Below are 11,250 nucleotides of genomic sequence, written 5' to 3'. Positions count from 1 at the left end.
TCTACAATTTTTTCTTAGTCGATTACATTGTACTAAAGTGAGCTATATATGGCTCTTATTTTATTACACAATTATATGGACATATTCGATTTAATCTACAACTTGGTCAATCTCTTCGTTTAACTTCCGAATTAATCTACAACTTGGTCAATCTCTTCGATTAACTACTGACTTAATCTACAACTTGGTCGATCTCTTCGATTAACTACTGACTTAATCTACAACTTGGTCAATCTCTTCGATTAACTACTGACTTAATCTACAACTTGGCTGAACTCTTCTATTAACTACTGACTTAATCTACAACTTGGTCGATCTCTTAGATTAACTGCCTTATAAATTACATCTTATCCAATTTTTCAAAAAAAATTTATTTTTATCCCACTATCTTCATTGTATAAGGGACATAATTCTGAGAAATGTCCGTAAGAGGTGCTGTTAGGGACATAATTCCGAGTAATGTCCGTAAGAAATAGTGTCTAATGATCACAATCCAGAATTCTGCCACTAAGAACAATCTAACGTGCACAATCCAGAAATCTGCCAGTTAGCACACACTTAGCACACGACCTATAATCAATGCCTTCAAGTTCCACAATCAATCCTATCTTCACAATCCCATTTTCTCTACACAAAAAAGAGCTTAGAATAATATATTCTAAGCTCTTTTCTTTAAGTACAAAGGTCAATGACCTAAGTCTTAATTTATCTAATTTCTTTAATACGAGCAGCTTTACCACGTAAGCTACGTAAGTAGTAAAGTTTCGCACGACGTACTTTACCGCGACGTTTAACTTCGATTTTCTCGATTTTTGGAGTGTGTACAGGGAATGTACGTTCAACACCAACACCGTAAGAAATTTTACGAACTGTAAACGTTTCAGAAATACCGCCACCACGACGTTTAATAACTACACCTTCGAATAGTTGGATACGTTCGCGACTTCCTTCAACGATACGTACGTGTACAGTTAAAGTGTCACCAGCACGGAATGTAGGAATGTCCGTACGTAATTGGTCTTTAGTTACTGCTTCGATTAACTTATGATTACTCATTATTTTCTCTCCTTCTGACTATGTTCTTGCCCAATGTATATAATTCAATTAAATGCTAGCAGCGGATCATAGTGATATTGTGCTCACACACTTATATTAATATATCACATCGGGTAATTTGATTCAATCTATTTTTTATTGCTATTTAAGAATTTTTGATCTTTTTCAGTTAAAGGATATTGCTCTAATAAATCTGGTCTTCTCTGTTGTGTTCTCAATAAGGATTGTTGATGTCTCCAATTTTCTACGTTTGCATGATTACCTGATAACAATACATCTGGAACCTTTAATCCTTCATAATCTGCCGGTCTTGTATACTGAGGATGCTCTAATAATCCAGATGAAAATGAATCATCTTCATGAGAAACTTGATTGCCAAGTACTCCTGGTATGAGCCTCACAATAGCATCTGTCATAGTCATACTTGCAAGCTCGCCACCAGTTAATACATAATCGCCAATTGAGATTTCATCCGTTACACAATGCTCTCTTATACGTTCATCATAACCTTCGTAATGACCACATATAAAGATGATATGCTCACTTTCTGATAATGACTCTGCTTTTTGTTGAGTAAATGGTTCACCTTGAGGACACATTAAAATAACACGTGTCTTTTCAGTTTTATCCAAAGCTTCTAGGGCATTAAATATAGGCTCTGGCTTAAGCACCATACCTTGGCCGCCTCCATAAGGATAGTCATCAACTTGTGAATGCTTATTATTTGCATAGTCTCTAAAATTAACAGTGTTAAACTGAACAATTTCTTTGTCTTGTGCTCTTTTCATTATGGAATGATTAAGCACACCTTCATACATTTCTGGAAATAAAGTTAAATAATCTATTTTCATTAATCTAACAAACCTTCTAATGGTTCGATTTTAATTGTTTTGCGATCAACATCAACTAATTTAACAACATCTTCAATATAAGGTATTAAATATTCTTTATCACCTTTAACGACCCATACATCGTTTGCACCAGTTTCCATAATATCAACGACTCTACCTAAAGCTTCGTCTTGAACAAACACAGTACATCCTATAATTTGATAATAATAGTATTCATTTTCTTCTAGTTCAATCGATTCATTTTCTTGATCTTGAAAAATTTTGCAACCTTTTAAATGTTCAATATCATTAATATTATGAATACCTTCAAATGTTAATAAATGAAAGTTCTTGTGTATTCTATGTGATGCAATTGTAAAAGGAATTTCTTCGTTTTTATTTTTCACTTTTATAAGTTGACCTTTTTTAAAACGTTCATCTGTAAAATCTGAATCGGTTAATATTTTAAGTTCACCTTTAATGCCATGTGTATTTACAATTTTACCTATTTCAACATTCATTGAGCCAAGCCTCCTCAACTGTTTCTTAATTAACAATAAAAAAGAGCACCGAATAGGCACTCTTAATTAACTTCTACAAACACTTTCTTGCCATACTCGTTCATTGAACCAGACACAATTGTACGAATGGCTTTAATCATTCTGCCCTTCTTACCAATAATTCTGCCAATGTCTTCTTCATGAACGTCTATATTGAACGTAATGCTAGAATCTTGTTCATCTTTAGATATATTGATGTTCTCCGGATAATCTACGAGCGGTACTATAATTGTTTGTATTAATTTTTCCAATATAATCTACGCTTTACTTAGAAAGTTTAGAATTATGGAATTTCTCCATGATACCTTGAGTTGATAAGATATCACGAACTGTATCAGTAGGTTTTGCTCCATCAGCTAACCATTTTAAAGCTAATTCTTCATTAACTTTGATTTCTGCTTCAGGTTTAGCAACTGGATTGTAAGTACCGATTGGTTCGATAATACGACCATCACGTGGAGAACGTGCATCTGCTACTACTATACGATAAAATGGGTTTCTTTTTGAACCCTTACGTGTTAAACGAATTTTAACTGCCATGTTTAAAAAACTCCTTACTCATTTATAATTTATCTTCTACAAGTAAATACTATAACAGGATATAAATAGTTTGTAAAGTGTTTTCTCTTTACCAATTTAAATTTTACTAAAAAAGAAGAACGATGATGATTATTAAAGTCGTTAATCATACACCGTTCATCGTAATCACATTAAAACGGTAAGTTCATACCTTGGAATGGATTACTAGCTCTTTTGCCCTTTTTACCTTTTTTATTACTACCTGTAAATTGTTTCATCATTTTTTTCATATCGCCAAATTGTTTTATTAATCTATTAACTTCTTGTAAAGATCGTCCAGAACCTTTTGCTATACGACGCTTTCTAGAGACGTTTAAGATTTCTGGATTATTTCTTTCTTCTAAAGTCATAGAACGAATAATTGCTTGTACATTATCAATTTGTTTAGGGTCCATGTTAGCATTCTTCATGCCTTTCATTTTGTTTGCCCCAGGAATCATATTCATTAGATCATCTATTGAACCTAATCCTTTTACTTGTTCCAATTGTTCTAAGAAATCATCAAAAGTAAATGAAGAAGTTCTCATTTTCTTTTCTAATTCTTTAGCTTTCGTTTCATCTACACCTTCTTGGGCTTTTTCAATTAAACTTAAGACATCACCCATACCTAAAATTCTAGATGCCATACGTTCTGGATGGAATAACTCAAGTCCATCAAGTTTCTCACTCATACCTATAAACTTAATTGGTTTATTCGTTACGGAACGAATTGAAAGCGCAGCACCACCACGTGTATCACCATCTAATTTCGTTAATGTTACTCCGGAAACGTCTAATGTTTTATCAAACGATTCAGCAACATTTACTGCGTCTTGACCTGTCATGGAGTCTACTACAAGCATAATTTCATCAGGTGTAGATACTTCTTTAACATCTACAAGTTCATTCATTAACGCTTCATCAATGTGCAAACGACCTGCTGTATCAATGATTACGAAATCTAAATGCTCTTCTCTTGCATATTTCAAAGCATTTTCTGTAATTTCTTTTGGACTAACTTGATCACCTTCTGTATAGACAGGTATATCAATTTGTTTACCAACAGTTTGTAATTGTTGAATAGCAGCTGGTCTATAAACATCACACGCTACAAGCAATGGCTTTTTGTTATATTGCTTTCTCATTAACAATGCTAACTTACCTGCAGTTGTCGTTTTACCAGCACCTTGTAAACCAACCATCATAACAACAGTTGGTGGTTTACTGCTCATATTAATTTTACTATTTTCTCCACCCATTAACGAAGTTAATTCATCTTGTACAATTTTGATAACTTGTTGACCTGGTGTTAAAGATTGCATTACATCTGCACCTAATGCGCGTTCAGATACTGTGTTAACAAAAGATTTAACAACTTTAAAGTTAACATCCGCTTCTAACAATGCTAATCGTACTTCACGCATCATTGCTTTAATGTCTTGTTCTGTAACTTTACCTTTACCTTTGATGCGTTGCATCGTGGCTTGAAGTCTTTCTGATAACCCTTCAAATGCCATAAATTTCTCCTCCTATTCAAGAATTTCTAAGCGTTCTATTGCTTGCTTAAGTTCTTGATTATCTCCTGACAATCTTTTTAATTCGTCTATAATTGTTTGTCGTTCTTTAAATTTGTTAAAGAGTTGTAATTTAGTTTCATACTCTTCTAGTAATTCATCTGTTCGCTTTATATTATCATATACAGCTTGTCGACTCACATGAAAAGTCTCTGCTATTTCACTTAAAGCATAATCTTGTAAATAATATAATTCTAAATAATTACGTTGTTTTTCTGTTAATAAACCTTGATAAAAATCAAATAAGTAATTCATTCTCATCGTTTTAACGAGGTCATTACTTTCCTTCATTATGATCAACTTCTTCAGTAGTATTTTCAATATCTTCATTTGAATCAATCATGTCAGCGAATAGTCCATATACATAACTTTCCGCATCAAACGGTTGTAAATCGTCTAATTTTTCACCTAATCCAACATATTTAACTGGGATTTGTAATTCATTACGTATTGCTAATACAATACCACCTTTTGCAGTACCGTCAAGTTTAGTTAATACGATACCTGTAACTTGAGTGACTTCTTTGAATGATTTTGCTTGAGACAATGCATTTTGTCCAGTTGTAGCATCTAAAGCTAGTAATACTTCATGCGGTGCACCAGGAATGTTACGATCAATAACTTTTCTAACTTTTTGTAACTCATTCATTAAGTTAGCTTTATTTTGTAATCTTCCTGCAGTATCACAAATAAGAATATCTGCACCTCTATTTTTTGCAGCATTTACAGCATCATACATAACAGCTGCAGGGTCAGAACCTTCTTTTTGACTTATTACTTCAACACCAACTCTTTCACCCCATACTTTCAATTGTTCAATTGCTCCAGCACGGAATGTGTCACCAGCTGCTAAGACTACTTTTTTACCTTCTTGTTTATAACGGTGTGCTAATTTACCGATAGTTGTTGTTTTTCCAACGCCATTAACACCAACCATTAATATAACATTTAATCGGTCATCTTCAATGTTCATACGATCAATTTCTTCATCATCTTGTACATATATATCCACAATCTTTTCAACGATAACTTCTCTTAATTCAGATGTTTCAGTTATGTTTTGACGTTTCGCTTCCATACGTAGTTCATCTACTAATTCCATAACCGTGTTGAAACCAACATCAGCTTGAATTAACATTTCTTCTAATGCTTCAAAGAAATCTTCGTCTACTTTTCTATAAACTGCTAATAAATCATTTAGTTTATTTTGGAAATTCTCTCTAGATTTTTCAAGTCCTTGTTTAAATTTCGCACCAAGTTGTTCAGATTCCCATTCCTCAAATTCATCCAACGACATAAGTCCGTCATCAAATTGTACCGCTTCAGGATTTTCTTTTTCATTGGATTCAGGTGGTAAGTCTTGAACTGGTTTTTCTTCTTGAGTTTCTAATTCTTTATTCGTTTCTTCTGAAGGAGAAAATTTACTTTTTAATCTTTTAAAAAAACTCATGATTGTAATGCCTCCAATTCTTCTTCTTTAATTGATTTTAAGTTAACACTCACAAGTTTAGAAATGCCTGCTTCTTGCATAGTCACACCATATAAACTATCAGCGTAAGACATTGTACCTTTTCTATGTGTTATCACGATAAATTGCGTTTCTGCTTTTAATTTATCCAAGTATTCAGCGTATCTGATTACATTTTGTTCATCAAGTGCTGCTTCTACTTCATCAAGTATAACAAATGGAGCTGTTCTCGACTTCAATATCGCAAATAGCAAACTAATAGCAGATAATGCTCGTTCTCCACCACTTAACAATGATAAATATTGTCTATTTTTACCAGGAGGTTGCACAACAATTTCAACTCCCGCATTTAGAATGTCTTTATCAGTAAGCTGCAATTCTGCTCTCCCACCATTAAATAGTGATTTAAACACATTGCCAAAATGATGATTAACTTCATCAAATGTTTCTTTAAATCTTGTTGATACTTCACTATCCATTTCTAAAATAACTTGTTCTAAAGTTTCTTTAGCTTCTAATAAATCAGTTCTTTGATCGCTTAAGAAAGTATATCTTTCATTCACTTCTTTAAATTGATCAATAGCATTTATGTTTACATGACCTAATTCATCTATAGACATCTTAGTTAATTTCACAGTTTTTCGAGCTTCTGAAATATCTTCTGGCATTTCATAAAGTGACTGTGCTTTTTCAAATGTAAGTTGATAAGTTTCATTCAGATGTGACAATTGATGTTCTATCATAATATCAATTTTAGAATGTTTACTTACCATATCTTGAAGTCCGGTTTCTATACCAGAAATATTTTGATGTAATGTTTGAGTATCTTGTTCTATTTTCCCAATTTCTTCTTGAATCAATTTATACTTATCTTGTTGATCCATCATTTTAGTTTCAATTTCTTGTTTTAAGATAGTAAAATGCTGAATTTGACCTTCTACTTTTTCAAACTGTCCACTGCCTGTATATTCATCAGAATTAATTAATTCTAATTGATCATTTATTTTACTTAGTGTATGTTCTTGTTCATTTAAATCTTCTTTTAATCTTTTCTTATCTCGTTCTTTCAAACGGTTACGTTCTTTTTCGACTGCAAGGTTTGAACGTTTTTCATTCAATTCATTTTGGATAGTCTTTTCACTATCTTTATTATTAGATAATGAGGCATTGAGTTGATTAATATTTAAATCAATTTTTTCTAACTCATTTTTTATTGTAACAAGTTTATTTTTCTTTTCTTGTAATGTTTCTTGCCCTTTTACAAAATTATATCCATCATTTTTTTCAAACTCAAAAGTCTCATTTTCATCTTTCAAACGTTTTTCTTTAGCTAAAACTGCATCCAGTTGTAATGTTACTTCGTGTTCACTTGCTCTAAGTTCTGTACCTCTTTCTTGAGTTGTTGAAAGAGATTCTTCTAATTGCTGAATGTCTGCTTTTAATGATTTTACTTTTGATTCAATTTGCGTAGTTTGTTGCATGAAGTTTTGATATTTATCTTCAGTCGTTTTCAGTTCATCTTTTTGAGATAGCAAACTTGCTTTCTTCTCTTTACCGCCACCTGTCATAGCGCCACCAGGTGTAATAACATCACCTTCAAGGGTAACAATTCTATGCTTAAATTGAATTGTTCTAGCGATTTGATTCGCAGTTTCTAAGTCTTTGGCAATGATTGTGCTACCAAGTAAGTGTTCTACAATATTGCGGTATTTCGGATCAAATTGAACCCCTTCAGATGCTACTGTTATAAACCCATTATCTCCACTTATTTGATCGACAATATTTTGCGGTACAAAACGTTTTTTCACAACATTCATCGGTAAAAATGTTGCTCTGCCTAACTTTTTATCTTTTAAATATTTTATTGCAAGTCGAGCATCTTTTTCTTCTTGCACAATAATATGTTGAAGTGAAGCTCCTAAAGCTATTTCGATTGCAGTAGTTAATTTTGATGGTGTATCGATTATTTCTGCTACTGCACCTTCTATACCTTTTAAAGATTTTTCTTTTAATACATGTTTAACTCCAGAATAAAAACCAGAATACTCATCTTGCATACTTTTCAGAGTATTAATACGCGTCTTCATTTGTTCTGTATATCGATAAGCTTGATACAGTTTAGACTCAGCATCTTTATATTCTTGTTCTTTATTTTTCAATAGTGCGTGGTCTGATTTATATTTTTCAGTCGTTTCTTTAAGTTCATTTTCTACTTCATTCAATTTCTGAGTAAAAGAATCTTTTTCTTCCCAAACTTTTTGAAGTGAATCATATACTTCTTTTTGACGACCATCTAATCTAGATTGTTTTTCTTGATGTGTTGTTAATTTATCCTCTAAAAATCGAATATCATTATTTATATCTGATTGTTCAGTCATAAGTTGATAGTAACGATCTTTAAGCTGTTCAATTCTTTCTTCAAATGTACCTTCTTGATTTGAAAGCTGACTTTCTAGTTGATTTATTACTTGAACCATCTCTTGATATTTACTTTTAAAAGTGGATAATTCATCATCAATTTCTTTGATTTGTTCAGAAATTTTATTAATTCTCGTTTGTGAAGCATGCTTTTCTTCTTCTAGTCTTTCATTAGTTGCATCACTATTTTTTTGGCGCTCTTTTAATACTTCGAGTTGACCTGTAAATCGTTCTAATGACTCTGTAGCTTCTACTAATGACTTATTAGATTCTTGAATTTGATAAGAAATGTTGTCTCTTGCTTTTTTCTTTTTATTTAATTCAAACGTCATTGCATCTAGTTCATTTGTTTTTTGATCTTTTTGATTTTGATAATGCTCAATATCTTGTTCTAATTGTTTAAAATCTTTATTTAAACTTTCAATATCGTATACAGTCACTGTAATATCGCTTTTTTTCATTTCTTCTTTCAAAGCAATATATTCTTCAGCAATTGCTGCTTCTTCTCTTAAAGGCTCAACTCGCGCTTCTAAGTCAAATACAATATCTTCGACTCGATTTAAGTTTTGTTCAGTTTCATCTAATTTATGAGTAGCTTCTTTCTTACGTTTCTTATATTTTAAGACTCCGGCAGCTTCCTCTATTAAATATCTTCTATCAGTTGGTTTAGCATTTAACACTTCATCAACTTTACCTTGTGATATTATACTGAATGCTTCTTTACCTAAACCTGAATCTAAAAATAAATCTATAACAGATTTCAAACGTGTACGTTCCTTATTTAAATAATATTCACTATCGCCATTTCTATATAGTCTACGTTCAACAGTGATTGTATCTTCATCTATATTTAATTTTCTAGAATGATTATCTAGTGTTAATTTAACTTCTGCATATTGACATTTCTTACGTTCCTTAGACCCATTGAATATAACATCTTCCATCTTAGAACCACGTAAACTTTTGGCAGATTGTTCGCCTAGAACCCATTTTATAGCGTCCGTAATGTTACTTTTCCCACTACCATTCGGTCCAACAATAGCTGTTACACCATTATCAAAATCTACATGTGTATGTTCAGCAAAAGATTTAAACCCATATGCATCTATTGATTTTAAATAAACCATAAACTACCCCTTATTAACCATTATTCAGCGCTTTTTTAGCTGCATTTTGCTCTGATTCTTTTTTCGTTCTACCTTGTCCAGTTTCTAAAGGATTACCATTTAACAATACTTCTGAAGTAAATAACTTATGATGAGCTGGACCACTTTCATCTAACAAATTATAAGTAATCGTACCTTTATTGCGACGATGCATAAACTCTTGTAATTCAGTTTTGTAGTCTCTGTTAGCCGTATAACTGTCATCTATAACATGTGGATATACAACTTTATTTAAAAATACTTCTACAGTATCAAGACCTTTATCCAAATATAATGCACCAATAAACGATTCAAAAGCATCAGCTATAAGAGAAGGTCTTTCACGTCCACCCGTTTTCTCTTCACCTTTACCTAATAAAAGTAATTCATTCATATTCAAACTCATTGCAAATGTTACAAGTGATGGTTCACATACAATTGATGCGCGCAGTTTAGTGAGCTTACCCTCTGGAAGTAATGGGAATTTCTTATACAAAAACTGTGACACCGTCAATTCTAACACCGCATCTCCTAAAAATTCTAATCGCTCATTATGACTTAGTTTATCAAGTTTAAAATCATTAATAAAACTAGAATGAGAGAACGCTTGTACATATATATCATAATTTCCAAATTCGATATCGACTTCATTCATGAACTCATCGAATCTGGCTTTAAACTGGGTTATGATTTGTGATTTATTTTTAAACATGCCTTTCCTCCTTAACATTATGTTTCCTATCTATTTTACGTTATATTTCATAAAAAAAAAAGAATATTATCATAAAGAACAATAACAGTTCATAATCTATATACATATTACAAATAAAGGAAAGAATATAAACATATATCTAATAGAATGCGTAAAAAAACTGCCAACAAAATATAAACTTTGTCGACAGTTTGAATTAATTAACTTACATTTAATTAGTTTGGTCTGATAAACCACATTTCACTTTCGTAATCGTGTGTAACTCGCTGAGCAACCTCAGTCTTATCAGTTCCACCACCATACCAATTTTGATCAAGACTTTGGAATTGCATTAAGTTTCCATCAGCATTACCATTTAATACAATTGCTGTATGACCTGCTCCAGAACCAAAATCTCCATTAAATACTACAATATCTCCAGGTTTTGCAACAAATGAAGGTGAATTCTTATAAACTGTAGCTTCACCACTAAAATTATTAGCAGTTGGAATATCTTTTGCATAATCACCGTGTAAACCATGACCATATAAATAATTCCAATAGTAGTTCACAAGATCAAAGCACTGCCACCCATAATAGCCATCAAAATCCCAGCCCTTACCTTCTAATGAATAAATATAATTCATGGCAGCCGTTGAAGATTTCGCAACTTCTTTTTGGACCTTGCTCGATTTTTTATCATAATCTCTATGTTCAATTTCTACGTTCTGTATCTTAGGTGTTTTGTCTTTAGATGTATCACTACCGCCGCCATCTTTAGCATCAGCATCCATATTCATATTCAGTGCAGTCAAACTCGTAAATGCGATCGCTAACAATAATTTAGACTTAATTTTCATACATCCCCTTTAACATTATGTATTAAATATTCCTATTTGGAATATTAAAACATTTTAACATATATAAAGTATACTGGATATATTATAAAT

Annotated in this window: 11 protein-coding genes; all 11 read right to left on the bottom strand. The window is 32.0% G+C overall.

The features are described from left to right. Positions 1-705: 705 nt before the first annotated feature. Positions 706-1,056: a 50S ribosomal protein L19 gene (rplS, locus tag CD129_RS00585; RefSeq protein ID WP_078356130.1), complete on the bottom strand. Its 351-nt coding sequence runs from the start codon at positions 1,054-1,056 to the stop codon at positions 706-708. A gap of 128 nt (positions 1,057-1,184) precedes the next feature. Then, positions 1,185-1,907 (bottom strand): tRNA (guanosine(37)-N1)-methyltransferase TrmD, encoded by a 723-nt coding sequence (gene trmD, locus CD129_RS00580; RefSeq protein WP_115337541.1) that lies wholly within the window; start codon positions 1,905-1,907, stop codon positions 1,185-1,187. Then, positions 1,907-2,407: a ribosome maturation factor RimM gene (gene rimM, locus CD129_RS00575; protein ID WP_115337542.1), complete on the bottom strand. Its 501-nt coding sequence runs from the start codon at positions 2,405-2,407 to the stop codon at positions 1,907-1,909. Before rimM ends, trmD begins: the two co-directional genes overlap by 1 nt. Positions 2,408-2,469: 62 nt before the next feature. After that, the gene (locus CD129_RS00570; RefSeq protein WP_016910740.1) at positions 2,470-2,697 is read right to left on the bottom strand and encodes a KH domain-containing protein; all 228 of its coding nucleotides are present in this window, start codon (positions 2,695-2,697) and stop codon (positions 2,470-2,472) included. A 13-nt stretch (positions 2,698-2,710) separates the two neighbouring features. Beyond that, the gene (gene rpsP, locus CD129_RS00565; protein WP_078356127.1) at positions 2,711-2,986 is read right to left on the bottom strand and encodes a 30S ribosomal protein S16; all 276 of its coding nucleotides are present in this window, start codon (positions 2,984-2,986) and stop codon (positions 2,711-2,713) included. Between the two features lie 170 nt (positions 2,987-3,156). Next, positions 3,157-4,521 (bottom strand): signal recognition particle protein, encoded by a 1,365-nt coding sequence (gene ffh / locus CD129_RS00560; protein WP_078356126.1) that lies wholly within the window; start codon positions 4,519-4,521, stop codon positions 3,157-3,159. Between the two features lie 12 nt (positions 4,522-4,533). Beyond that, complete coding sequence (locus tag CD129_RS00555) at positions 4,534-4,869, bottom strand: putative DNA-binding protein (RefSeq protein ID WP_078356125.1); 336 nt, start codon at positions 4,867-4,869, stop codon at positions 4,534-4,536. Continuing rightward, positions 4,856-6,028, bottom strand: a complete 1,173-nt coding sequence (gene ftsY / locus CD129_RS00550) for a signal recognition particle-docking protein FtsY (RefSeq protein ID WP_115337543.1) — start codon at positions 6,026-6,028, stop codon at positions 4,856-4,858. The genes CD129_RS00555 and ftsY overlap by 14 nt, the downstream gene beginning before the upstream one ends. Then, complete coding sequence (smc, locus tag CD129_RS00545) at positions 6,025-9,591, bottom strand: chromosome segregation protein SMC (protein ID WP_115337544.1); 3,567 nt, start codon at positions 9,589-9,591, stop codon at positions 6,025-6,027. Before smc ends, ftsY begins: the two co-directional genes overlap by 4 nt. 13 nt (positions 9,592-9,604) lie before the next feature. After that, entirely contained in the window at positions 9,605-10,321 is a 717-nt protein-coding gene (gene rnc, locus CD129_RS00540) for a ribonuclease III (RefSeq protein WP_078356122.1), read from the bottom strand. 215 nt (positions 10,322-10,536) lie between these two features. Further along, positions 10,537-11,160: a CHAP domain-containing protein gene (locus CD129_RS00535; RefSeq protein WP_115337545.1), complete on the bottom strand. Its 624-nt coding sequence runs from the start codon at positions 11,158-11,160 to the stop codon at positions 10,537-10,539. Between the last annotated feature and the right edge of the window lie 90 nt (positions 11,161-11,250).

The organism is Mammaliicoccus fleurettii (assembly GCF_003970575.1).
In the GTDB taxonomy this organism is placed as follows: Bacteria; Bacillota; Bacilli; order Staphylococcales; family Staphylococcaceae; genus Mammaliicoccus; species Mammaliicoccus fleurettii.
This window is presented reverse-complemented; position numbering and strand designations above follow the sequence as displayed.

Excerpts from the sequence above, each read along its gene's own strand:
- trmD (WP_115337541.1), bottom strand. The coding sequence starts at position 1,907 with ATGAAAATAGATTATTTAACTTTATTTCCAGAAATGTATGAAGGTGTG.
- rimM (WP_115337542.1), bottom strand. The coding sequence starts at position 2,407 with ATGAATGTTGAAATAGGTAAAATTGTAAATACACATGGCATTAAAGGT.
- rplS (WP_078356130.1), bottom strand. The coding sequence starts at position 1,056 with ATGAGTAATCATAAGTTAATCGAAGCAGTAACTAAAGACCAATTACGT.
- ftsY (WP_115337543.1), bottom strand. The coding sequence starts at position 6,028 with ATGAGTTTTTTTAAAAGATTAAAAAGTAAATTTTCTCCTTCAGAAGAA.
- smc (WP_115337544.1), bottom strand. The coding sequence starts at position 9,591 with ATGGTTTATTTAAAATCAATAGATGCATATGGGTTTAAATCTTTTGCT.
- CD129_RS00535 (WP_115337545.1), bottom strand. The coding sequence starts at position 11,160 with ATGAAAATTAAGTCTAAATTATTGTTAGCGATCGCATTTACGAGTTTG.
- rnc (WP_078356122.1), bottom strand. The coding sequence starts at position 10,321 with ATGTTTAAAAATAAATCACAAATCATAACCCAGTTTAAAGCCAGATTC.
- ffh (WP_078356126.1), bottom strand. The coding sequence starts at position 4,521 with ATGGCATTTGAAGGGTTATCAGAAAGACTTCAAGCCACGATGCAACGC.
- CD129_RS00555 (WP_078356125.1), bottom strand. The coding sequence starts at position 4,869 with ATGAAGGAAAGTAATGACCTCGTTAAAACGATGAGAATGAATTACTTA.
- rpsP (WP_078356127.1), bottom strand. The coding sequence starts at position 2,986 with ATGGCAGTTAAAATTCGTTTAACACGTAAGGGTTCAAAAAGAAACCCA.